The 22,593-nt window shown below is 69.7% G+C and carries 19 protein-coding genes; 6 read left to right on the top strand and 13 right to left on the bottom strand.

Translation table 11 applies throughout. The annotated features are described in order from the left end of the window. The first annotated feature begins 34 nt into the window (after positions 1–34). Complete coding sequence (gene recN / locus POL67_RS20070) at positions 35–1,786, top strand: DNA repair protein RecN (protein ID WP_271919369.1); 1,752 nt, start codon at positions 35–37, stop codon at positions 1,784–1,786. 158 nt (positions 1,787–1,944) lie between these two features. Here the strand turns inward: recN and POL67_RS20065 are convergent, their stop codons facing one another. Genes POL67_RS20065 through POL67_RS20055 form a run of 3 tightly spaced genes read right to left on the bottom strand, consistent with a single transcriptional unit; the run spans position 1,945 to position 4,898 of the window. After that, positions 1,945–3,471 (bottom strand): FAD-dependent thymidylate synthase, encoded by a 1,527-nt coding sequence (locus POL67_RS20065; protein ID WP_271919367.1) that lies wholly within the window; start codon positions 3,469–3,471, stop codon positions 1,945–1,947. A 15-nt stretch (positions 3,472–3,486) separates the two neighbouring features. Continuing rightward, entirely contained in the window at positions 3,487–4,308 is an 822-nt protein-coding gene (gene map / locus POL67_RS20060; RefSeq protein ID WP_271919365.1) for a type I methionyl aminopeptidase, read from the bottom strand. Further along, entirely contained in the window at positions 4,305–4,898 is a 594-nt protein-coding gene (locus POL67_RS20055; protein ID WP_271919362.1) for a cobalamin ABC transporter substrate-binding protein, read from the bottom strand. The genes map and POL67_RS20055 overlap by 4 nt, the downstream gene beginning before the upstream one ends. 188 nt (positions 4,899–5,086) lie before the next feature. On the opposite strand from POL67_RS20055, the gene POL67_RS20050 reads away from it, so the two are divergent. Then, on the top strand, positions 5,087–5,923 hold the full coding sequence (locus POL67_RS20050) for a hypothetical protein (protein ID WP_271919360.1): 837 nt from the start codon (positions 5,087–5,089) through the stop codon (positions 5,921–5,923). A 121-nt stretch (positions 5,924–6,044) separates the two neighbouring features. On the opposite strand, the gene POL67_RS20045 is transcribed toward POL67_RS20050, so the two are convergent. The 9 genes from POL67_RS20045 to POL67_RS20005 all read right to left on the bottom strand — a co-directional run bounded on the left by POL67_RS20045 (position 6,045) and on the right by POL67_RS20005 (position 13,097). After that, positions 6,045–6,311, bottom strand: coding sequence for a NifU family protein (locus POL67_RS20045; protein ID WP_271919358.1), 267 nt, complete (start codon positions 6,309–6,311; stop codon positions 6,045–6,047). 118 nt (positions 6,312–6,429) lie between these two features. Then, complete coding sequence (locus tag POL67_RS20040; RefSeq protein ID WP_271919356.1) at positions 6,430–7,749, bottom strand: M28 family peptidase; 1,320 nt, start codon at positions 7,747–7,749, stop codon at positions 6,430–6,432. 13 nt (positions 7,750–7,762) lie between these two features. After that, positions 7,763–8,623, bottom strand: a complete 861-nt coding sequence (locus POL67_RS20035) for a hypothetical protein (protein ID WP_271919354.1) — start codon at positions 8,621–8,623, stop codon at positions 7,763–7,765. Positions 8,624–8,665: 42 nt separating this feature from the next. Beyond that, on the bottom strand, positions 8,666–9,826 hold the full coding sequence (locus tag POL67_RS20030; protein ID WP_271919352.1) for a hypothetical protein: 1,161 nt from the start codon (positions 9,824–9,826) through the stop codon (positions 8,666–8,668). Then, the gene (locus tag POL67_RS20025) at positions 9,826–10,497 is read right to left on the bottom strand and encodes a hypothetical protein (protein WP_271919350.1); all 672 of its coding nucleotides are present in this window, start codon (positions 10,495–10,497) and stop codon (positions 9,826–9,828) included. Before POL67_RS20025 ends, POL67_RS20030 begins: the two co-directional genes overlap by 1 nt. Before the next feature lie 85 nt (positions 10,498–10,582). Then, complete coding sequence (locus tag POL67_RS20020; protein ID WP_271919348.1) at positions 10,583–11,047, bottom strand: serine/threonine protein kinase; 465 nt, start codon at positions 11,045–11,047, stop codon at positions 10,583–10,585. A gap of 11 nt (positions 11,048–11,058) precedes the next feature. Then, positions 11,059–11,988 carry a DUF4349 domain-containing protein gene (locus POL67_RS20015; RefSeq protein ID WP_271919347.1) on the bottom strand — a complete coding sequence of 310 codons (930 nt, stop codon included), beginning with the start codon at positions 11,986–11,988 and terminating at the stop codon, positions 11,059–11,061. 83 nt (positions 11,989–12,071) lie between these two features. Next, positions 12,072–12,644, bottom strand: coding sequence for a CDP-alcohol phosphatidyltransferase family protein (locus tag POL67_RS20010; protein ID WP_271919345.1), 573 nt, complete (start codon positions 12,642–12,644; stop codon positions 12,072–12,074). Positions 12,645–12,665: 21 nt separating this feature from the next. Continuing rightward, a complete protein-coding gene (locus POL67_RS20005; protein WP_271919343.1) occupies positions 12,666–13,097 on the bottom strand; it encodes a universal stress protein in 432 nt (143 codons plus the stop codon). Between the two features lie 197 nt (positions 13,098–13,294). On the opposite strand from POL67_RS20005, the gene POL67_RS20000 reads away from it, so the two are divergent. The 4 genes from POL67_RS20000 (at position 13,295) to POL67_RS19985 (ending at position 20,881) form a co-directional block, all read left to right on the top strand. Then, positions 13,295–15,040 carry a serine/threonine protein kinase gene (locus tag POL67_RS20000; RefSeq protein WP_271919341.1) on the top strand — a complete coding sequence of 582 codons (1,746 nt, stop codon included), beginning with the start codon at positions 13,295–13,297 and terminating at the stop codon, positions 15,038–15,040. A 117-nt stretch (positions 15,041–15,157) separates the two neighbouring features. Then, positions 15,158–16,129 carry a DUF362 domain-containing protein gene (locus POL67_RS19995; protein ID WP_271919339.1) on the top strand — a complete coding sequence of 324 codons (972 nt, stop codon included), beginning with the start codon at positions 15,158–15,160 and terminating at the stop codon, positions 16,127–16,129. A 2-nt stretch (positions 16,130–16,131) separates the two neighbouring features. Next, positions 16,132–17,916 carry a 4Fe-4S binding protein gene (locus POL67_RS19990; protein WP_271919337.1) on the top strand — a complete coding sequence of 595 codons (1,785 nt, stop codon included), beginning with the start codon at positions 16,132–16,134 and terminating at the stop codon, positions 17,914–17,916. 214 nt (positions 17,917–18,130) lie between these two features. After that, complete coding sequence (locus tag POL67_RS19985; RefSeq protein ID WP_271919335.1) at positions 18,131–20,881, top strand: PAS domain-containing sensor histidine kinase; 2,751 nt, start codon at positions 18,131–18,133, stop codon at positions 20,879–20,881. Here the strand turns inward: POL67_RS19985 and POL67_RS19980 are convergent. Beyond that, a complete protein-coding gene (locus tag POL67_RS19980; protein WP_271919333.1) occupies positions 20,872–22,578 on the bottom strand; it encodes an ABC transporter permease in 1,707 nt (568 codons plus the stop codon). The two genes, POL67_RS19985 and POL67_RS19980, sit on opposite strands and share 10 nt — an antisense overlap. Positions 22,579–22,593 lie beyond the last annotated feature (15 nt).

The raw sequence follows: 22,593 nt of genomic DNA, 5'->3' as shown, positions 1-22,593 counted from the left end.
CGTTTCTCGTTCCGTTCTTTATCCTCCCGGCCCCGTGCTGGTCGCCCTCCGCGTCAAGAACTTCGTCCTCATGGATTCGCTCGAGCTCCGCCTCGAGCCCGGCTTCAACGTGCTCACCGGCGAGACCGGCGCGGGCAAGTCGATCGTCGTCGGCGCACTCTCGCTGGTGCTCGGCGGCCGCGGCAACGCCGAACAGGTGCGGCCCGGCGCCGACGAGGCCGAGGTCGAGGCGCTCTTCGACGTGACAGGCAGCGAGCAGCTCGCGACGGCGCTCGACGCAGCCGGCGTGTCCTCCGGCGGCGAGCTCGTCATCCGCCGCGTGGTGCAGCAAAACGGCCGCTCGCGCGCGTACCTGAACGGGCGTCTCTGCACCGCGGGCGAGCTGCAAGCGCTCGCGTCGGAGCTCTGCGACGTCGCCTCGCAACACGAGAGCGTCGCGTTGACCGATCCCTCGACGCACCTCGGTTACCTCGATCGTTTCGGCCGTCTCTCGACCACACGCGAGGCGCTCGCCGCAGAGGTCGAGAAGCTTGAAAAGGTCGTCGCCGAGATCCGCGAGGTGCGCGAGGCCGAGCGCGGCCGCGTCGAGCGCGAAGCATTCCTCGGCTTCCAGCTCCAGGGCATCGACACCGTGTCCCCGCGGCCCGGGGAGCTCGAAGAACTCGCGGCCGAGCGCCAGCGGCTCCGCCACGCCGGCCGGCTCCGCGAGCTGACCGAGCACGCGGCCGCGCGGCTCGATCAAGGCGAGCACGCGATCTGCGACGAGCTCGCGAAGCTCTCGAAGGATCTCCGCGCCGCCGCGGATCTCGATCCATCCCTCGAAGCAACAGCGAACACACTCGATGGTTTGTTCTCCGAGCTTCGAGAGATCGCCCGCGAGGTCGATCGGTACGCCGAGCGCGCCGAGGCAAACCCATCGCGGCTCTCGGAAATCGAGGACCGCATGTACCGGCTCGAAGGCCTCCTCCGGCAACACGGGCCCACGATCGACGACGTGATCGCGGCGCGGTCGCGCATCGCGACGGAGCTCGAAGGGCTCGGCAACGTGGAGACGAAGCTCGAAGCACTGGAGCACGAGCGCGACCGGCTGCTGCGCGTGGCGGGAGAGCGCGCGCGGCAGCTCTCACAGAAGCGCCGCGAAGCCGGCGAGAAGCTCGGCGCATCCATCGGCGGAGAGCTTGCCGATCTCGGGATGGGCGGCGCGCGCGTGATCGTGGACGTCGCGCCGCTCTCAGGCGAGAGGTCCGAGCTCGTCATCGACGGCGCGCGGCTCGGCCGCGACGGCATCGACCGAGTCGAGTTCCTCATCGCGCCAAACAAAGGCATCGAGCCGCGCCCGCTGCGCAAGATCGCCTCGGGCGGCGAGCTCTCGCGCGCGCTGCTCGCGCTCAAGCGCACGCTCGCAGAGTCAGGGCCGGCAGGGCTCTACGTGTTCGACGAGGTGGACGCCGGCGTCGGCGGCGCAGTAGCGGACAAGATCGGCCGCGCGATCGCGGACGTAGCGCGCCACCATCAGGTCCTCTGCATCACGCACCTCGCCACGATCGCAGCCTTCGCAGACGCACATTTCGTGGTGTCGAAGCAGGTCGACGGGCCCATCACGAAGAGCACCGTCAAGCGCGTCGAGGGCAAAGAGCGAGTCGCCGAAGTCGCACGCATGCTGGCAGGCGCGAAGGTCGGTCCGAGCGCACTGAAGGCAGCCTCCGAGATGTTGGACGAGGTGAAGGCGCGTTCGGTGGCCGCCGCTGCGAGCCCGAAGCGCGGCGCGAAGGGTCGCGCTTCGTGAGGGGGTGCTCTGCAGCGTAGCGCCGGGGTTTCACCCCGGACCCGACGAGGGGCTGTCCGCCCCTCGACCCGGACCAGGGCCAGCCCTGGACCTTTGGTGCATCGACCGCGATGCGGTCGATGCAAAAACGCATCGATTTGCGCTGTGGAACAGCGCAGTCAGGCACGGGACAATGAGTAGTCGCCGAGATCGACGCGGACGAGACCTTCGAGCCAGGGGTGCACCGCAATCGCCGCGCGGAAGAGCCCCTGCGCGATGCGCCGATAGCTCGCGTGCCCTTGCCGCGCCGATCGCAGCTCGACCACGTGAAAGAGCTCGCGCAGGTTGAGCGTCCAGAGCGTGCGGATGCGGAATCCGAGCGGCACCGCGTACTGCGCTTCCTGCGGGTGTTTGCTCTCGAGCTCCTCCCACGCATCGCACGCCGCGACCATCGCGTCAGTGTACGCCCGATCGAGCTCGAGCTCCGCGAGCTCCGCGGGCGTCTCGAAACCGAGCCGGCACGTGAGCCGCTGCGTCGCCGGCAGGAGCATGCGGTGCCGCTGCAGATCGCGGTACGCGCCGTAATCGAGCATCAACTCGAACGTCATCGTCGTCGCCTCGAAGCCACGCGGCACGGGATCGTGCGCGCCACGCCGCGCGACCGACGCGCGAACGACGTCTTCGAGCTCGCGCGACGTCGCATGCCGCATCGCCTCCGTGAGGCCACGCGCGTGCACGTTCGGCTCGCTGCTCTCGTACGCGAGCGCGAGCACGATCCGCTCCAGCGCGTCCTTGTCGTGCCGCACGAGCCGCACCGGTTGCCCGACAACATTCGTCGCACTCGCGTCCCAGGGACCGGGATCGTAGATCGATCGCAGCTTGTCCCCCACGTCGCCGCGCTGCGCGGACCGATGCTCGCTCCGCCCCGCGTACTTGACCAGGGTCGGCGTGACGGTGCGCGCAGCCACATGCATGGACGTCGCGACGTTGCGGACCTCCGCGAGCGGATGCGAGAGCATCTTCGTGAGCAGCGCTTCGAGCGCGCGCGCATTCGCAGTGAGGCCGAGGTTCGTCCGCGTGCCAGCCGGTAAGAGCCCGCGCAGAAGATCACAAGCATGCGCGCGGATCGCCGCCGCGTGCGCCGCCTCCGACGCGCCCGGCGGCCGGAGCACGCGCACGCGAAGCGCATCCATCACGCGCGCCATGAGATCGACGTACGTCGTGAAGAGCCGCTCCGCGCTGGCCCGGTACGTCTGTCCGAGCGACCCTTCGAGCTCGGGCAGGTCGACGAAACTGTTCCGATCGAAGACGACGTAGCGCGTGCTCTTCTCGGTGTACGAGCCGAGCCGGAGGTCCTCGATCACCTTCGAGGCCACGATGCTCACGTTCTCGATCGCGAGGTGCACGACCGCGTGCTCCGCGACCGACGCGTGTCCGTAGCCAACGACCCATTTTTCGTGGAACGCGCGCGCCTTCTCCGTCGCGAGCCCGAACGAGGGGCGCGTCGTCACGCCTTCCCCGACGTCGAGCTCCTGGTCGGTGAGCAAGCGCGCCAGGTTCGTTCGCAGATCGTCGCGGCTGCGCGAGTAGTAGGCAAAGAGGACGGCGATCACCTCCTCGGGCAAACCCGAGAGCGCGAAGACGTCGTCGGTCAGGCTAGATACGTACGGCGCGATCCGGCCGCGCGCAGCTTCGTCGAGGGGCATGGGACCCGTGGTCCGTTAGCGCGTCGTGGCCGCGGCGGCGACCGAAAACACGTCCCCGAAGATCTCGCTGTTCGAGAGCTGCCTGCTCCGGCGCGTCAGCACCTCGCAGCCGTTCTTCGTCACGACGAGCGTGTGCTCGAACTGCGCGGAGAGCGAGCCATCCGCGGTGACGGCCGTCCACTTGTCCGCGAGGACCTCCACGTCGTGGTGGCCGAGGTTGATCATCGGCTCGATCGTGAAGCACATCCCGGCGCGCAAGCGCATCCCCGTCCCGCGCTTGCCGACGTGCGACACCTGCGGCGCCTCGTGGAACACCCGGCCGATGCCGTGTCCGACGAACGCGCGCACCACCGAGCAGCCCTCGCCCTCGGCGAACTCCTGGATCGCCGCGCCGATGTCCCCGAGCCGCGCGCCCTCACGCACCTGCGCGATCGCGAGATCGAGCGAGCGCCGCGACACCTCGGTCACGTGCTTGGCCGCGGACGAAGGTTTGCCCACGTAGAAGGTCGCCGACGTGTCGCCGTAAAACCCGTTGTAGATCGTAGTCACGTCGACGTTGATGATGTCGCCCGGCTCGAGGACCCGCGCCCCCGGGATCCCGTGGCAGACGACCTCGTTCACCGAGGTGCACACGCTCTTCGGGAAGCCGTGGTAGTTCAGCGGCGCGGGCCAGCCGCCCCGCCGAACCGTGTCGTCGTGGACGAAACGGTTGATGTCCTCGGTGGTGATCCCCGGGCGGAGCATCTCCCCGACATCGAGCAGCGTCTCCGCGGCCATCTGGCACGCGGCCCGCATCCCTTCCACTTCCTTCAACGTTTTGATGCTGACGTTGCTCACGATCCGGACAGCTCCGCGAGGGCGAGGGCATCCGTCACGGCAGCCGCCACCTCGGCGGTGTCCGGCGACAGGTGCCAGTGAAGCCTGCTCGGCTCGTCTCCCTCGCCCGCAAAGCGACGGAGAAAGCCGATGAACGACGCGCCACGCAGGCGCATGTCGAACGCCTGCGCGACCCCGTAGGACGGGGCGGCGGGCCCAATGACGAGCTCGAAGGCCGTCTGCTCGAACGCCGGCGTGCCAAAGGCCGGCGGGACGACCTGAAGGACGAGGTGGTAGGTGCGGACCTGATCGAGCGATTCGACCGTCACCGTGCTCACCCGCACCCGCGAGACCAGCTCCGAGCCACGTGCCCGCTCTTTCAGGAGCGGATCCTTCTGCGCGTTCGAAACATCTGCGCCGAGGCCGAGGGCGCCCGCATCGACGACGTCGTCGAAGAGCTCCCGGTCGTGCCCGAGCCAACGCGGATGCACGACGACGTTCGGGTCGCCCTGGACGCCCGCAGCCCCGCACCCGGACACGAGCCCCCCGAGGGCCGCGCCGAACGCGACCGCCCTGGCCCGCCTGGCCGTCCGCGTCAAGAGCTGCGCCATGGGGCCTGCACCTAGCACGTCCCCTCCGATCTGTCAGTGCTGGCAGCCTCCTGCCTCGATCGGATCCCTTTCCATCGATCGGACGCGGGCTTCGTCCAACACCCCGAAGACCTCGGCGGGCCCCTTTTCCCGCAGAATCTGGTAGATCCCGTTTGCCGGCCGTGGGCCGGCGGGGCGGAGGAGTGGAGATGAAGGTGAACAAGCTTTGGGCGGCGCTCCTGGCGACGACGTTTGGCCTCGCGGCCACGGTGACCCCGGTGGTGGTCGAGGCGCAGGCCAAGAAGAAAGCGGCGACCGCGCCCGCCCAGATGGGCCCGGCGGTCACCAAGAAGCCCATCGCGCTCGAGCCGGCTTCGCTCAAGTGGGGCATGACGACGAAGCAGGTCGGCGAGGCGATCGACGCGCAGCTCGACGAGGCGTACAAGCCGCTCTACCAGAAGGTCTCGCCCGGCGTGAAGATGCGGGAGCTCGACGCGGCGCTCGCGGAAGAGAAAAACGCCTTCCGCCGCAGCAAGATCGAGTTCGGCAAGTTGCCGGTCGCCACGGACTCCACGCCGCTGCGCGGCGAGTACAGCTACCTCAACAAAGAGTGGATGTTGTCGATGAACCGGGACGGCAAGACCCGGTACTTCTTCTTCATCCAGGACAAGCTCTGGAAGATCATCGACGAGATCAAGCTCTCCAAGAGCGCATCGCTCGGCGCGAACTTCCAGGAAGCCGCCGTCAAGCTCTCCACGGCGTACGGCGCGCCGGGCCGGATCATCCCGCCGAACCCGGACCTCGGGATGTTTGCGACCGTCGTCGACTGGAAAGACGCGACGACGCACGTGCGCCTGATCGAGCGCGGTGATCCGGCGATCGCGATCGCGTACGAGGACAACGCGACGCTGCAGAACATCGAGTCGCTGCGCCCGAACAAGCCGAAGCAGGAAGACGCCATCGATCCTGCCGTGGCTGCCGCGATCCGCGGCGAGGAGAAGGCGCCCGAGCCGCCGCCTCCGCCCGCCGACAAGAAGAAGAAGTGAACCGACGAGGGCCCCGAAAGCCGCGGGGCCCTTCGCGTTTCAGGGCGAAACGCCCTCCCCCCTCTCCAGGACAAACCAAGGCCGACACGCGAGCGCGTCGCCTTCGCGGCCCCGCGTGGGCTCAGGTGACGAGCGACGCGCCTTCGGGGATGCGGATGCCGCTCGTCACGACGACCCGCGCCGAAGGCGCGACCGCGTGCACGGCCGGCTCGATGACGCCCTTCGTGGTGAGGTTCGCGCCGGGGCAACCCGCGCACATCCCAGCAAGGTGGAGCGTGATCTGATCGGGCTCCACCGCCACGAGGTAGAGTTCGCCTTGATCCGCGCGCACGAGCGGAGCGATCACCTCACGGCAAACCTTGAGCATCTGGTCGATGTTCGCAGGCATTCTCGAGCAATCTCCGGGAGCGAACGTAGCATGAAGCGATGTGCTCGCGCAGAGGTCGTTCTGCACGTTCGTTCGGCTGGGATGAGCGTTGGCTCCGCAACAACGCAGAACCGCAGCGTCAAAGCGTGAAGCAGACCGGGTAGCGATAAAGCAGGCACTGGAGGCGGAAGCTCGCGCGCTCGATCGCCCGGGCGTCCTCGGAGGTCCACACGTGGCCCGGCTCGGCCATGGCTTCGAGGCGGCTGCGATCCCCGAGGATCCGCGCCGCGGTGATCGGGCTCGTGCCAGGGATCGAACTCCAGGGCTTGGCCGCCGCGTCGAAGGCGAACCGGAGCGTGTCGCGATCGGCCGCGAGGTCCTCGCCGCGCGGGTCGAAGGAGAGCGCAGGCGGCGCGGCGTCGAGCGCGGCGACGAGGGAGGCGATCCAGCGCGAGGTGCGCGCCATACGGTCGTAGAAAAGCGTGTCCGGGAGGTCCGAGGCGCGGTGGTACCGAGGCGTGCGGCCGCTGGAGAGGAAGAGGAACGGGACGCCGTGATCCCGGAAGACGTCGTAGTCGGAGAAGGGCTGCGGCGCGTACCCAGGGATGTTCTCGACCGCGTGGATGCCGAGGCGGCGCACGTCGAGGCCAGGCTCGCGGACGTCGTCGACGATCGCCGGAAGGCCGAGGGTCTTCTCGGCGCCACATGCGTAGATGGCGTCCGCGGTGCGGCGCCAGACGACGCCGCCGATGAGGTCGAGGACGACGGCGAGGCGGACCGAGGTGAGGCCGCCGATCTCCTTGGGGAGCGCGGCGACGAAGCGTTGCGAGCCCTGGCGCGGCGTGCCGAAGTAGGGCGACTCTTCGGTGTTGAAGAAGGCGACGGCGATGCCGTACGGGCGTGGATGCTGCGCGAGGAGCGAGGGAAGCGCGCCGAGGAGGACGGCGACGGCCGCAGCGTTGTCGTCGGCGCCGAGGAGGAGGCCCTCGTCGGTCCTGCCGAGGTGATCGAAGTGCGCGCCGAGGACGACGGTGCCGCGCGGCTCGCCTGGGCCTTCGGGCGGGATCCATCCGAGCACGTTGTGCCCGAGCGGCGAGGTCGGCGCGGCGAGCGGCGCGAGGTAACTGCCGAGCGAAGGGAAAGGTTTTACGCCGGCCGCAGCGAGCGCGTCGGCGAGGTAGCGCGCCGCCGCGGCGTTGCCCTCGCTGCCGGGGATCCGGCCGGCCCACGCGGGCGCGGCGAGCGCCTCGACGTGCGCGCGCAGCACGGGCGAGAGCGGGTCGGTCTGCGGGAAATCGCGGCCCGAGAGCTCGCGCACGCCGACCTGATCGAGGACGAGGAGGAGCGCGAGCGCGAGGACGACGAGGGTGGCGATCCGGCGACGACGCGAGCGAGGCTTGTGTCGCGCGTTTGCCGCGGGGTCACGGGCCGGAGGCGCGGGCGGGGGCTCGCTCGCCACGACACACCACGCTTCAGATCGAGGAGGCGATCACGGAGAGGATCGTGCCCTCGCCGAGATCGGGCACGCGCTGGGCCGCGACGCCGTAGAAGCGGTTCGTGATTTCGAGGGAGCCGCGGTAGGGGCCGCTCTGCGTCTTGTTCGCGAGATCCATGGCCTCGACGGCCTGCGCGTTGACGTCGGGTGTGACGGGGGCGCCGTAGGCCTTCCCTTCGCGGACGAGGAAGACGTAGACGATGGGGACCTTCTTCTGCTTCTCGCGCTCGGCGCGGTCGAGCAGTTCGCGTTTCGCCATCTCTTCGAGGCGGAGCGCGAAACGCCGGAAGGACCAGCCGGTGACGAACATGCCCTTCACCTGGCCTTCCTTGTCCTTCACGGGATGCGCCGCGACCCACTGCGTGTCAGGCCCCGTGCGCACGCCGCGCATCTCCTGCATCTCGCCCCACGCCTCGACGACGCCCGCGCTCGGTTCAAGGCCCTTCTTCAGCGTAGGAAACGACGAGAGGACCGACTTCTGCGCGAGCAGATCCGGATCGGCCTCGCTGCGCAGAGCGATGCCCGTGGTGTCGACGAAGGTGAAGAAGGTGCTCTTCGCGATGTCGAGATCCTTCACCGACGCGCGCGCCCCGCGGACGGCCTTCTGCAAGGCGAGGAGGTTCGCCCCGGGATCGGCGTCGACGACCTCGCCGAGCTTCTTCGCGCCCTCGGGTAGTCCACGGCGCACCTGCGCGGCGTCCTCGTTCGCGATGGGCACGAGCTTGTCGAGCACGTACCCCGCGGCTTGCTCCTGCTCCTTCGTATTGTCCTCACACGCAGGGAGCGTCGCCACGAGGGCGGCAGGGACGATCAGAGAAGCGAGCCAGCTCGAACGCATCGGGACCTCATGCGCGAAAACGACGCGCGCGGCTGCATGCTACTAGAATGTCTCGGGGGTGACGAAGACGATCTCGACGCGCGCGTTGCGCGCCCGATCGCTGCCCGCAGGATCGACGACGGGTGAGGCCGCGCCTGCGAGGACGACGTCGACCCGCGGCGCGTTCGCCCCCTGGAGCGCCGCCGCGACGGCGTCCGCGCGCGCCTTCACGGCCGCCTGTTCCTTCGCCGAGGGCTCCTTGTCCTGGTGCACGACGACCGCGAGCGGGAACCGCGGGTTCTGCGCCGCGAGCTTGCCGAGCCGCGTGATCTGCTCGGTCGCGGCCGGCGTGAGCTTGTCGCCGGCGAAGAGGTTGCGCAGCGTGACCACGATGCCGCGATCATCGCGCGAAGGCGAAAACGACCGCGTGGCGGAGATCTCGCCGAGAAGCGCGTCCCCCGCGCCCGGCGCGCGCGTGACCGGCGTCATCGCGCGGCGCATGCCCGTGAGCGCGGTGAGGCAACTCGAACGGGCGCGCGTCGCGAGATCGATCGGCGCAGGGCCCGTCTGCGCGAGCGACTCGTCGAGCTTCTTCACGATGAGCTGGGCCTCGTCGAGCTCGGCGACGAGCGCCTCGCGGGTCGGCGCGCCGATGGGCGCAGGCGTGTCTGCCTTCGGCGCCGGGACCTCGGGCAAGAGCAGGCGCGCCGCCGTGCAGAGCATGCGCGCTTCGAGGGCGAGCGAGCGCGCTGCAGCCACGCGGGCCTTCTCGCGCGCCGCGTCTGCGGGGCCGGACGGCGCGACGGGCTGCGCGTCGCGGGCGACCTTGATGCGCGCTTCGAGCGCGGCGACCTCGGCGGCCGCGCGGGTCTGCTCGCCGTCGAGCGTCGCGAGCTCGGCTTGGCGCGCGGCGAGCTCGGCCTCGGTGCTCTTCGCGTCGGTCTCGGCGCGCGCGACGCGGGCGAGCGTCTGGGCATGGGCGTACGCGGCGAGCGCCCACTCGGCGTGGAGCTGCGCGCCCGCGACGTCGTCGGCCTCGAACGCGGCGTGCGCCTCCTTCCGGTGTTTTTCGGCGCGCGCATAGGCGAGCGGCGCGAGATCACGCGCCTCCTTCGCCGCAGCGCCCTGATCGACGGCGTCGACCTCGGAGAGGATCGGCGGGCGCGGCACGGGCGCGCAGGCCGAGGCGAGCGCGACGAGCACCACGAGGAGCATTCGCTTCATCACTTCCCCTTCCCCTTCTTCGGGACCGCGGCCGCGCCGCCGGCCTTCTTCGGGGCCTTGGCGTCGTCCTTCTTGGCCGGTTTGTCCTTGCCCTTGCCCCCGGCGATGCGCGCCTCCTCGGCCTTCGCGGCGGCCTCGCGGGCCTCTTTTTCCTCGGCCGTCGCGCGCTCGAGCTCGGCCTCGGCGCGGCCTCTCCGCGCCTGCGTCTCTTCGAGCAGCGCGCGCGCTCGCTCGGCTTGCGTCGAGGCCTCCTTCGCCTTGTCGGCGACGGCCGCGGCCGACTGCTCGGCTTCTGCCGCGCGGAGAAGATCCCGCGCCGTCTCCGCCCATTCGAGCGCGAGCCCGTCGAGGATCCGGGCATGCGGGACGTCCCCCGAAGCGCGCGCGCCGTGCGCCCGTTCGAGCGCCTTTTTCGAGCGCGTGATCGCGTCCGCGACCGTCTTCTTCGAGCGCGGATCCTGGGCCTTGGCTTCAACGTCGCGCAGGATGCCCGCTGCCGTCGCGCCGTCGCCGGGCGGCGGCGGCGGGACCTCGATCGGCGGGCTTGCTACGCCTCCGCCGTGCGCGAACGCCGGCGCGGCGAGCAGCGCAGGCACGAGGAACGCAACACCGGCGAGCGACCTGGGCCGCGGGCGGTGGAGCCGAAGGCCGAACGAGAGGAGGTGACGCACCAGACGCGGGGTAGCAAAGGGGCCGAGCGCAAGCAAGACGCGTCGCGAGCGCGGGGGCTCCGCGCGGACGGGCCGAGCGACGGCGTCAGTGATGGAGGAAATTCTTCACCGACCAGTCGATCTGCTCGGCGAGCCGCTGCATCTGCGGCCGCGCCCCGCCCGCTTCGAGGATGAACACGCGATCGTCGGTCACGAAGATCGTCAGGTAATAGAGGTACGGCTCGTCGCCCTCGTCGTGACCGAAGCGGAGCTGCGTCCCCGTGAGGCCGGCGCGATCCTTGACCTCGCGTTTTTCGAGGAGCGCGTACCCCCCCATGTCGCGCGTGCGGTTCTCGACGGCGCGCACCCAGAAGGCGCGCTCGCCCTTGGGATCGTTGTCGAACGCGCGGATGCCGATCACCACGCCGTCGGCCGTCGTGGCGCGGTACTCGGCGCGGCCGTACCGATCTTCGAGCTCGACGAACCCGGGCGGCGTGGCCGGCTCGAAGGGGCGGCAGGCCGAGACGAAGAGCAGGGCAAGCAGAGCGATGGAGTCAAATCGGGATCGCACGCAACACTCCGTCACAGGCTGAGCAGCCGGCCGAGGCCAAGCTCGTAAATCCAGGGCACGGGCAGGTTGAAGCGACGCTTGCCGAGCTCGGCCGAGCTCTGCGGCTGGAACGTCACGGTGATGGTCGAGAACGCCGCGCGATCACGCAGGAACTTCATGCGCCCTTCGAGCCGGTCGATGGTCTCGGCGACGCGCTCGAGCTCCTTCTCGATCTGGATCGACTCCTCGACCTTCGTCGCCTTCGCGAGGAGCTGCTCCAGCCGCTCGCGCACGGCGCGCGCGTTCTTCAGGCGGATCTCGGTGTCGTGGAACTCCTCGGTCACGTCCTCGACCTGCACGTCGCGCGAAAGCATGTCGCCGAGCTTCTCGATACGCCGGATCGCCTCGTCGAAGCGGGTGGCCGGCACGCGGATCGTGATCGACTGATCGTTCCTCCGCGCGAGGAAGCCACCGAGGCTCCGCGCGAGCGACTCGACCTCGCCGAGCGAGCTCTTCACCTCGTAGACGGCCATGTTCACGCGGGCCGTGTAGACGAGCATCGGCGCGCGCATCACGGCCACCGTGCCGTCGCCTTCGAGCTTCTTGCCCGTCGGCTCGCTGCTCGGCGCCGTCTGCGTGCCGGGCGCCTCCTTCGGGGGCGCCTGGTCCTTCTTGGATCCCGCCGGCGGCGGCGGAGGCGGTGCGGGCGCCGCGTTTCCTTCCGCCAGATGCAGGCCGAGCGCGAGGCCTCCTCCCGGCGTGCTCGCGAGCGAGATCCCATCTTCCTCGCCGCCGCTCGCCGTGAGCGCATCCTCGTTGGACTCCTCCCGGGCGACGGCCATGCTCATGTCGCCCATCGATCGCGCGGGCGCCGCGTAGGAGCGCGCTTGCGCGCCCGCGGAACAAGCCGGCAAGAGCCCGAGGATCACGCTGGAGAGCGCGAAGATCGCTTTCGGTCGCATCGTTCGTCCTGGTCGAGGAAGCCTTCGGAGCGCGACAGCCACACTACATGGGCACACGTCGCGCGCGAAGGGGCTCGTGCGCCTCAGGTGCCGCGCGGCGACCCGCCCGCGAGCCTCCGCGCCCGCTCGATTTCGCGCGTCCAGTACGACACACCCGCCAAGGTCCCCACGCACGCCGACGCGACGAGCGCGCCCTCCACGAGATGAGGCGCCGTGATCGCCGTGACCACCGCGACGAACTGCACGCACGTCGCGAGCTTGCCAGGCACGTTCGCCCGCGCCCCCGCCCGCCGCGCCCCGCGGAACCTCCGGCTCACGAGCACCCACGCGAGCAGCGGCGCTTCCAGGATCTCGCGCGAGAGCAAGGCCAGGGGCGCCCACGCGGGCATGCGCCGGGTGTAGAGCAACGTGACCACCACGGTCACCGCGAAGACCTTGTCCGCGATCGGATCCACGACCGCCCCCACGGCCGTGAGCTGCCCCCGACGCCGCGCGAGCCACCCGTCGAGCACGTCCGTCAGCGCGGCCGCGAACAGCACGGCGAGCGCGGCCCGTACGTCGTCGACGACGAACGGGAAGACCACCGCGAGCGGCAGGCGCAACGCGCTGAGGACGTTCGGCAAGAGGCCGAGATCAGCGACACGGTACTGCGGCATCCGAACCCCCCCCGGGATCGTTCAGTCCGCCCGCACCGTCACCACGGGGACCGAGCTCTTGCGCACGATCTTCTCCGCCACGCTGCCGAGGATCAGGTGTGCGACGCCGGTGCGCCCGTGTGTGCCCATGACGATCATCGTCGCGCCGAGCTCCTCCGCTGCCGCGAGCACCTCCGTCGCGGGATCGCCCTGGCGCAACACCGCGGACACGCCTTCCTGCTGCGCGAGTTGCTCCACCGCGCGTTGCGCCGCCGCGGCCACCTCCGTGTGGAAACCGGGGAGAAGCGTCGGTTCGAGGCCCGGGTACGTGTAGACCGGGAGCTGGTAGGCGTGCACCAGCACGACCTGGCCTCCGAGGCGCGCGGCGAGATCCTTCGCCAGCGCGAGCGCCTTGGCCGAGGCGGCTTCGAAGTCGATGGGGACCAGCAGTTTCTCGTTCGCTCCCGTCGTCATGGATGCTCCTTTTCCCTGGGGAGCGCAGGTTGCAGGCTCACCCCGAGTCACGCAACCGGGGAGAGCTCCCCCCGAGCGGCACCTCCTTGCTCGGCGGCCAGGGCCTGCCCGAGGGGCTTGCACGCGCCGAGCCAGCGCGGGGCGCACTGCTGCTTTCTCGCGGCGCGGGGAGGCATCGCGGTACGCTCGTTCTCGCCGTGAAGAGCTCGAACCTCCGCGCCACCGTCACCGTGCACGCCTACGCCGTGACCGTCGTGGACGACTCCCAGCGCGCCGGCGCCCTCCCGCACGAGAGCGCGAGCCCGCCCTCGGTGGTCATCATGCCGACCATCGACGACGTCGTGGGCGGCGTCTACCGCCTGAAGCGCCTGCTCGGCGCCGGCATGTTCGGCAAGGTCTACGTCGCCCAGCGCGAGGACGTCCCCGAGCACCAGGTCGCGCTGAAGATCCTGCCGCGATCGCACTTCGCCGGGCGCAACGTCGAGCGCGAGCTCGTCATGCTGGCGACGGTCGGCCACCCGAACGTCGTCCAGATGAAGGACCACGGCACGACGCCCGAGTACGTGTGGCTGACGATGCCCGTCTACCGCGGCGAGACCCTCGCCGAGCGGCTCGAACGCGGGCCCCTCGGCCTGCGCGAGGCCCACGACGTCGTCCTCGCGATCGCCCGCGGCCTCGAAGCGCTGCACGCCGCGGGCCTCCGGCATCAGGACATCAAGCCGGACAACATCTTCCTGGCCACGTTCGGCGGGCGCGTGCACCCGATCTTGCTCGACCTCGGCGTCGCGGCGGAGCGTGAGGGCACGTTCGTCGCGGGCACGGCGCTCTACGCCTCGCCGGAGCAGCTCGCCGCGATGAAGGGCAACCCCGGGGATCTGCCCATCAGCGAGAAGATGGACACGTATTGCCTCGCTGCGACGCTGCTCGTCTCGCTCGTCGGCGAGGACCGCTACCCCGGCGCCTCGGCGAACACGATGGACGACCTCGAACGGGCGCTCGACGTCCGCGCGAAACACCCGCTGCCCGAGGGCGCGCTCCCCGAGGTGCGCGGCGAAGCGCGTGGCATGATCGATCGGGCGCTCACGCGGTGGCTCTCGCACGATCCGCGCGAGCGGCCGGCGATGAGCGAGCTCGCCGAGGAGCTCGACGTCTTGCTCGAACCGGAGCGCGCGATCACCCGCGCCGAGGAGCGGCAACGGCAGAAGCAACGCGCCGCGCTCCAGGCCTTCCGCGTGTCGGCGGGCGCGCTCCTGCTTCTCGCCGCCGCGGGCGCCGTCGTCGCCTTCTCCAAACGGGAGACCTTCAAGCTCGCGACCGAGCTCGAACGCGCGCGGGCCGAAGGCGCACGGCGATTCGATCAGATCGAGATCTGCAACGCCTCCTACAAGACGGCGATGTCGGACGTCGACAAGTGCAAGGCGTCCTGGGGCAAGGACAAAAAGCTCTGCGACGAGCAGCTCGACGCGCAGATGAAGCTCTGCGAGTCGGGCAGCGAGCTCGACTGCGCCATCGAGATCAAGAAGCTCCGCGACCAGGGCGCGGCGCGCCTGCAGACGTGCGAGGAGACTACCGAGAAGGCCGAGACCGAGTGGAAGCGCCGCGAGGCCGAGTGGGACAAACAGCGCGTCGCCCTGGGAAACGAGCGCGATGAACAAAAGGCCCTCGCCGAGAAGAGAGCCGAGGAGCTGAAGAAGCTCACCGAGGAGCGGGATCGCGGAGTCGCCGAGCAGAAGGCGTGTAGCGACGAACGGGAAAAACTCCGCGCCGAGATGAAGCCCTCCGGGTCCGGCGCGACGCTCCCCGCGGCCTCCGCGTCCGTCTCGCCTCCGCCCGCCCTCACGTCGCTCGCCTCCGTGGGCCCGCCCCCTCCCCCTCCACCGCCTCCGCCGCCTCCGCCGCCTCCGCCGCCTCCGCCGCCTCCACCCGCGCCGCCGACCCCGTAGCCCCCCCGTTTGCGCGGTCGATCCTCGTCGACGACCCCTCCCCTGCCCACTAGCTTCTCCGCAGCGCGGCGCGCTTGTTCCACCGGCGCGGCCTTGCTATCCGTAGGAAAGCTTCCGATGCGTAACATTTCGCGCCGTGAGATGATCGAGCGCCTCGCCGCTGTGGGGCTCGTGCTCGGCGGGGCCGGGGCCCTCGCGAAGATGCGCTTCGATCGCGGCTCGATCACGGAGGGTCCCTCGAAGGATCGGCCGCAGACGCGGGATTATCGGCTCAAGGACGCGCTGGCGAAGCTGCCGACGCTCGTCATCGCGAAGAACGAGGCCGAGCCCGAGGCGCTCGTGCGCAAGGCGATCGCAGCGCTCGGCGGCATGAACCGCTTCATCTCGCGCGGCGACATCGTCGTCGTGAAGCCGAACATCGGCTGGGATCGCACCCCGATCCACGCGGCGAACACGAACCCGCGGGTCGTCGCCGAGGTGGTCAAGCTCGCCTACGACGCGGGCGCCAAGCGCGTCGTCGTCACGGACGCCTCGTGCAACGAGCCGAACCGCTGTTTTCAGCGCTCCGGCATCTGGAAGGCGGCGTACGACGTCGGCGCCGAAGTCGTGCTCCCCGCGGCGCACCGCTTCCGCGGCATGCGCCTCAAGGGCGAGGTCCTCGACGAGTGGCCGGTCTACACGCCGCTCATCAACGCGGACAAGGTCATCAACGTCCCCATCGCCAAGCACCACAACCTCTCGAAGTACACGGCGGCGATGAAGAACTGGTACGGCTCGCTCGGCGGGCGCCGCAACCGGCTCCACCAGAACATCGACGTCTCCATCGCGGATCTCGCCACCTTCATGCAGCCAACGCTCACGATCGTCGACGCCTGGCGTGTCCTCGTGCGCAACGGCCCCCAGGGCGGCAACATCGCCGACGCGAAGGAGATGCGCATGCTGCTCGCCTCGACCGATCAGGTCGCCGTCGACGCGTACGGATGCCAGCTCGTCGGCCGTACGCCCGAGGAGATCCCGTACCTGCGCATGGCCCACGAGCGCGGGCTCGGCACCATGCACTGGAAAGACGTGCCCTGGGTGGAGGTCTGACCATGGCCGCTCCCGCTGTCGTCGGAACGACCAAGGCCCCGCCTGCCAAGCCCACCAAGCCCGCCAAGGTGAAAGGGCGCCCCGGCTCGGGCATCGAGGCGCGGTTGTCGATCCGCATCCTCGTCTGGGTGCGTCGCGTCTCGCAGGCCGGCTTTCTCTCGCTGTTTCTTTATTTCCTCTTCCAGACCGCATTCCGCGGCTCGTTCGCGTCCGCCGAGACCGCGGTGCGCTTGCCCCTGCCCGTCGAGGCGTATCTGCTCGCCGACCCGTTCGTCGCGGCGATGACGCTCCTCTCGACGCACACGGTCTACCGCGGGCTCGCGTGGTCCGTCGGCCTGCTCGCGGTCACGCTCGTCTTCGGCCGCGTCTTTTGCGGGTGGATCTGCCCGTTCGGCACGCTGCACCATTTCTTCGGCTGGATCTTCCCCTCCCGTTATTTGCGCGGAAACAAGCGCGTCGAATCGAACAAGACCGCGCCGCGGCAGCAGGTGAAGTATTACCTGCTCTACGCCTTCCTCGCGGCGAGCGTCGCCGGCAGCGCGATCGGCGGCCTCTTTGATCCGATCTGCGTCGCCGTCCGCGCGATCGGCCTCGGCGTCGTCCCGGCCCTCCAGTACATCATGGGCGTCGCGAGCGTCGCGGCGGGCCAGGCCGGCGTGCGCCCCGTGCAGGGCGCGACCGACGCCGCGCAGGACTTCCTGGCGCAGACCGTCTGGCAATCGAAGCAGTTTTATTTCCACCAGACCTGGTTCATCGGGATCCTCCTCGTCGCGATCCTCTTCATGAACCGCGTGATCCCGCGGTTCTGGTGCCGCGTCCTCTGCCCGCTCGGCGCGTTCCTCGGCGTCTTCGCCCGCTTCGCGCTCTTCGGCATGGAGAAGGACCACGCGAAGTGCACCGATTGCAATTTGTGCATCGTGCATTGCCAGGGCGCGGATTCGCCACAGGGGGGCGTGAAGTGGCGCCAGGACGAGTGCCACATGTGCCTGAACTGCGAGAATGCCTGCCCGGAGGACGTGATCAAGTTCCGCTTCCTCCCGAGCCGCAAGAGCACGATCTCGAAGCCGGACACGGGCCGCCGCACGGCCATTGCCTCGGCCGCGGCGGGCGCCGTCGTCATCCCGGCGATGCGCATCGCCGACGTCATCGACGCGAACTACGACCACCGCGTCATCCGCCCGCCCGGCTCGGTCGAGGAGCGCGAGTTCCTCGAGCGCTGCATCCGCTGCGCCGAATGCATGAAGGTCTGCCCGAACAACGCCCTGCACCCGGCGTTCTTCGAGGCCGGCGTCGAGGGCATCTGGACGCCGATCCTCATCCCCCGCATCGGTTATTGTGAGCACTCCTGCGTGCTCTGCGGCCAAGTTTGTCCGACCGGCGCAATCCAGAAGATCACCGAGGACCAGAAGCTCGGCATTGGCCAGAAGCCCGTCTCGATCGGCACCGCGTTCTACGATCAGGGCCGCTGCCTGCCCTGGGGCATGGCCACGCCGTGCATCGTTTGTGAAGAGTTCTGTCCCACCTCGCCCAAGGCCATCTGGGTCGAGGAGGTCGACATCCCGAAGCGCCTGCCCATGGCGGGCGAGGACGGCAAGGAGCCCGGGATGACCACCGTGCACGTGCAGCGCCCGCACGTCGACCCCTCGCTCTGCATCGGCTGCGGCGCCTGCGAAAAGGTCTGTCCCGTTCAGGACAAGCCCGCCGTCTACGTGACGAACGTCGGCGAGACCCGCTCGAAGACGAACGTCATCCTCCTCGAAGACACAAATTACAACCGACCCGGCTGAAGCGCCCCGTCGCCAAGCCACCAAGCCGCCGTCCGCAGCACGTCGCACGCCCGCGCTCGGCCGCGTCCCGCGCAAACCGGAGGCACGCGCAGGCTCGACGAGCCATTCTCGATCGATTCCGCTTGTGTTAGCTTCATGGTTCGTTCAGCAAACCAGCGGCGCTCACGTGAGCAAGTGGAGGGGAACAACCTGGCCAGCATGGATGGGGATGGGCATGGGCACCGGCCCCGGGCCGCATGCCATGGAGGGCTCTGCCGCGCGTGACTGGACACGCGAATCCGTGGCGAAGCCCTTCGAGCGCCTGTACACCACGGCGCTCCACGCGCTCGAAGCCGATGTTCTCCTGCTTTACCTGCCGAACGCGAGACGCGCGCTCGAGCTCGTCGCCCATCGAGGCGGCCCGCCGGAATGGCCCGAGCCGCTCCACCGCATCCCCTTGACCGCGTCGAGCCTCGTCGCTCGCGTCGTCCGCGACGGCACGACCGAGGCCGCCGACGCCAAAGCGCCCACGGCACCCGAGGACGTCCGCATGGCCCACACGGCGAGCGGCGTGCGCCATTTCATCGCCGCGCCCGTCGACCTGCCCGGCGGACGCACCGGCGCGCTCGTCGCGGGCTTTTCCCGACCGACCAGCCCCAGGACCCGCGACACGTTCGAAGCGCTGGCCGGCCTCGCGGCGAGCGTGCTCGAGGAAAAGCAGGCACAAGCCGAGGCCGAAGCCAAAGCCGAGGCCTGGCAATTCGCGTTTCAACGATTCTTCGACGTCGCGATGGGCAGCATCCTCGTCGCGAACGACGACGGCCGCTTCGTCGAGGCGAATGCCGCGGCCTGCAGCCTGCTCGGCCGGAGCCGCGAGGAGATGCTGAACCTCTCGATCCACGAAATCACGACGGCCCACGGCAATGCCCGGTTCGAGGAGCTCTGGCGAACGTTCTTGGTCGAAGGAATCCAATCCGGCCATTTCACCCTCGTCCGGGGCGACGGCAGTACGATCGACGTCGCGTATCACGCGCGGGCGAACGTCGTCCCCGGCTGCCACGTGGCGGGGTTTTCGGACGTGACGGAACAGAACCGCGCCGCGGAGCGAATCCGGCGCGACCATGAGAGCCTTTCGCGCGCGCAGCGGGTCGCGCGCGTGGGCAGCATCGACTGGGACATCCGGGGCAACGAGGTCCGCTGGTCGGAGGAGTGTTATCGCCTGCTCGGCCTCGAGCCCACCCCCACCCCGCGCACGCTCCGGGACGCGAACGCGATCCTGGAGGCGCGGATGAGCCCCGAGGAGCAGGCGCGCCTGCGCGCGGCCTACGAAGCGGCGCTGAAGACCGGCCGGAGCTTCTCGGTCGACATCCACATCCGCCGCCCGGACGGCGAGGAGCGGCTCCTCCACCAGGAGGCCGACATCGAGTGCGACGCCGCGGGCAAGGCCGTGCGGATCGTCGGCACGCTCCAGGACGTGACCGAGCAGCGCCGCGCCGAGCAGGCGCTCCGGAGGAGCCGCGAGAGCCTCGCGCGGGCGCAGGCCGTTGCGCACGTGGGCCACTGGGAGTGGGACGCGGCGACCGGGGAGTCGTGCTGGTCGGACGAGGTCTACCGCATCTTCGGCCTGCCGCCGCGCGCGGGCCCCGAGCCACATCAGACGCTCGCGGGCGTGCTCCACCCCGAGGATCGGATGCGGATCCTCCTCGGCTTCCGCTCGCTCGTCGAGAAAGGCGAGCCTTTTTCGTGCGAGCACCGGGTCGTCCGGCCGGACGGCGAGCTCCGGATCGTGCACGTCGAGGCCATGCTCACGCGGGACGAGGCGGGGCGGCCGCTCAACGTACTCGGGGTCGTGCAGGACATCACCGACCTCCGCCGCGCGGAGCGCGAGCGCGAGGCGCTGCTCAGGGCCCTCGCGGACGAGCGCCGCTGGCTCCGGGCCGTCATCGAGAGCTCGCCGGTCGGCATCCAGCTCTGGCAGGGCGTGGCGTCGCCGCGGGTCACGCAGAACCGCATGGCGGATCTGCTCATCGGCAACCTCGTCGACGCCAACCCGAACCTCGACGCCCTGCGCAGCACCGTCACGTACCCGGACGGCACGCCGGTCGAGACCGGCGATCTGAGCATCGAGCGCGCGCTGCGCGGCGAGGTGGTCGTCGGCCGCGAGCTCATCCGGAGGCAGCCGAACGGAACGAGCATGCACACGCTCGTCAACGCCTCGCCCGTGCGGGACGAGAGCGGTCTGATCCACGGCGCGGTGGTCCTCTTCAGCGACATCACCGCGATCAAGGAGCTCTCACGGCTGCGGGAAGAGTGGACGACCATCGTCGCGCACGACCTCCGGCAGCCCGTGACCACGATCCTCGCGACCGCGGCGCACCTGGCCCGCTACGTCGTCGAGCCGAACACGAAGCGCAAGGCCGAGCGGATCCGGGCGAGCGCCGAGCGGCTCATCCGCATGACCGACGATCTCTCGGACCTCTCGCGCCTCGACACGCACAAGCTCGAGCTTGTCCGGACCCCGACGAACCTGCCGGCGCTCTTGCGCCAGATCGTCGAGGACATGGCTGACGAGGAGGCGCGCGCGCGCGTCTGGCTCTCGATCGATCGGGACATGCCGCTCGTGCACGTCGACCCGGCGCGCATCCAGCAGGTGGTGGAGAACCTGGTCTCGAACGCGGTGAAGTACGGCAGGCCCGGGACGCCGATCGCGCTCCGGCTGCGGGTCGTGCCGGGGGAGGTCGTGCTGGGTGTGTGCAACGAGGGGCCGGGGATCGATCCCGAGCTCATGCCGCGGCTCTTCTCGCGCTTTCAGCGGGGGAGCGCGGGAGCGACGCGGATCAAGGGGCTCGGACTCGGCCTCTACATCTGCCGCGGCCTCGTGGAGGCGCACGGCGGTCGGATGATGGTCGAGAGCGAGCCCGACAAGACGACGACGTTCTCGTTCACGCTGCCGATCGACGAGGGCGGGTCACCCGATCACGACTGAGCGCGGAAGCCCTCGGCGGGGCGGAGGCGGGCGGCGTAGAGGCTCGGGACGATCGTGGCGACGAGGCAGATCACGATGGCGATGGCGCCCGTGATGATGAACTCGAGCGGCCGCACCTGCACGGGCAGCTCCGAGATGAAGTAGACCTTCGGATCGAGCGGGAAGCCGTAGACGAGCAGGCCCTTGCAGACGGCCACGCCGAGCAAGAGCCCGAACGTCGTGCCGAGCAGGCCGATGATCCCGCCCTGGTAGAGGAAGATGCGCAGAATCTCCCCGTCCTTCGCGCCCATCGCCTTGAGGACCGAGATCTCCTTCGTCTTGTCGAGCACGACCATGATCAGCGTGGCCACGACGGTGAACGCGGCGACGACGATGATCAGCGCGAGCACGCCGCTCATGAGGATCTGCTGGATGAGCAGCGCCGTGAACAGGCCGTGGTTCAGCTCCTCCCAGTCCATCGTGTGGTAGAGGCCGCTGGCGAGGTTCTGGCTGATCTGCTTGGCGATGGGCTTGGCCTCGTCGATGTCGTCGACCTTCATCTCCACGCCAGTGACGGTGTCGCCTTGGTCGTAGAAGGTCTGCGCCTCGTAGAGGTCGGTGTAGACGAGCTTCGAGTCGTACTGATCGAAGCCGGCCTCGAAGAGCGCGATGACGCGGAACCGCTTGGCCACGGGGGGCTTGAGCGACCCGCCCGAGTACGAGTAGCCGATCGTCGGCGACGTGACGGTGACGCAGTCGCCGAGGCTGAGCTTCAAGGTCTTCGAGAGCGAGACGCCGACGACGATGCCGGGCAATTTCGCGACCACGGCGGGGTCCGCGCAGAGATCGGGATCGATCTCCTTGGGTACGTCGTCGTCATCCGGCAGCTTGCTCGCGTAGCCGCCCTCCGGCTCGACCGAGCCAACAGGCGCGCCGTCCGCGACGCCCGCGTCCGCGAGGTCGTCCGCCGCGGCGACCTTGTCGTCCGCCGGTTTGTCGGCCTCGCCCTTGTCCGAGCCGCTGAACTTGCCGGCCTCGATCGCGAGGATCTCCTCGATGCCCCCGCCGCTCGGCTCGAGCTTCTCCTTGTCGGGCGCGGGCGCCTTCTCGGCCTTGCGCAGATCCTCCTCGATCGCACGGAGCAACCCCTGCGTGCCCCCGCCTCCATCGGCGCCCGCGTCCGCGTCGAGTGCGCGTTTGTCCTGGAGCACCGGCACGGGCGGCAGCTCCGGCCCCCCGCTCCGCCGCTCGGGCGGCTTCGCACCGGGCAGGCGCAGGCCGTCGAGCGAGCCCTTCTTCACCTGCTTCGGCAGATCCAGGACGTACGGCGACCCCTCCGGCATGCCCACGCCGAGGCTCGTCGCGGGATCGACGCCCTTGAGCAGCACGCCCGTGGCCGTCGCATCGCCGTGGGTCAGCATCATCGGGTTGATGCTGAACGGCGCCACGGCGCGCACGCCGGGCACCTTGGCGACCTGCTCCATGATCGAGCGGTACTCCCGGAAATCCGTGGAGTACTTCAGCACGAGCACGTGGGCGTTCACGCCGAGGACCTTCTCGCGGAACTGCGCCTGGAAGCCCCCCGTGACGCTCATCACGGTGGCGAGCGCGGCCACGCCGAGCGTGACGCCCAGAATCGCGAAGGCCGTGCCAACCGAAATGAACGCGCGCTTTTTGCTCCCCAGGTACCGGAGCGCAACCTCGAGAGGGTAGCCCATCTGGCGGAGCCTCTA

The organism is Polyangium mundeleinium (assembly GCF_028369105.1).
Classification (GTDB): domain Bacteria; phylum Myxococcota_A; class Polyangia; order Polyangiales; family Polyangiaceae; genus Polyangium; species Polyangium mundeleinium.
Note: the sequence above shows the minus strand (reverse complement) of the source record. Positions and strands in the feature narration are given on the sequence as shown.

Excerpts from the sequence above, each read along its gene's own strand:
- POL67_RS19980 (WP_271919333.1), bottom strand. The coding sequence starts at position 22,578 with ATGGGCTACCCTCTCGAGGTTGCGCTCCGGTACCTGGGGAGCAAAAAG.
- POL67_RS19985 (WP_271919335.1), top strand. The coding sequence starts at position 18,131 with ATGGGCACCGGCCCCGGGCCGCATGCCATGGAGGGCTCTGCCGCGCGT.
- POL67_RS20055 (WP_271919362.1), bottom strand. The coding sequence starts at position 4,898 with ATGGCGCAGCTCTTGACGCGGACGGCCAGGCGGGCCAGGGCGGTCGCG.
- POL67_RS20050 (WP_271919360.1), top strand. The coding sequence starts at position 5,087 with ATGAAGGTGAACAAGCTTTGGGCGGCGCTCCTGGCGACGACGTTTGGC.
- POL67_RS20045 (WP_271919358.1), bottom strand. The coding sequence starts at position 6,311 with ATGCCTGCGAACATCGACCAGATGCTCAAGGTTTGCCGTGAGGTGATC.
- POL67_RS20005 (WP_271919343.1), bottom strand. The coding sequence starts at position 13,097 with ATGACGACGGGAGCGAACGAGAAACTGCTGGTCCCCATCGACTTCGAA.
- POL67_RS20035 (WP_271919354.1), bottom strand. The coding sequence starts at position 8,623 with ATGCGTTCGAGCTGGCTCGCTTCTCTGATCGTCCCTGCCGCCCTCGTG.
- POL67_RS19990 (WP_271919337.1), top strand. The coding sequence starts at position 16,132 with ATGGCCGCTCCCGCTGTCGTCGGAACGACCAAGGCCCCGCCTGCCAAG.
- POL67_RS20065 (WP_271919367.1), bottom strand. The coding sequence starts at position 3,471 with ATGCCCCTCGACGAAGCTGCGCGCGGCCGGATCGCGCCGTACGTATCT.
- POL67_RS19995 (WP_271919339.1), top strand. The coding sequence starts at position 15,158 with ATGCGTAACATTTCGCGCCGTGAGATGATCGAGCGCCTCGCCGCTGTG.
- POL67_RS20015 (WP_271919347.1), bottom strand. The coding sequence starts at position 11,988 with ATGCGACCGAAAGCGATCTTCGCGCTCTCCAGCGTGATCCTCGGGCTC.
- POL67_RS20030 (WP_271919352.1), bottom strand. The coding sequence starts at position 9,826 with ATGAAGCGAATGCTCCTCGTGGTGCTCGTCGCGCTCGCCTCGGCCTGC.
- POL67_RS20010 (WP_271919345.1), bottom strand. The coding sequence starts at position 12,644 with ATGCCGCAGTACCGTGTCGCTGATCTCGGCCTCTTGCCGAACGTCCTC.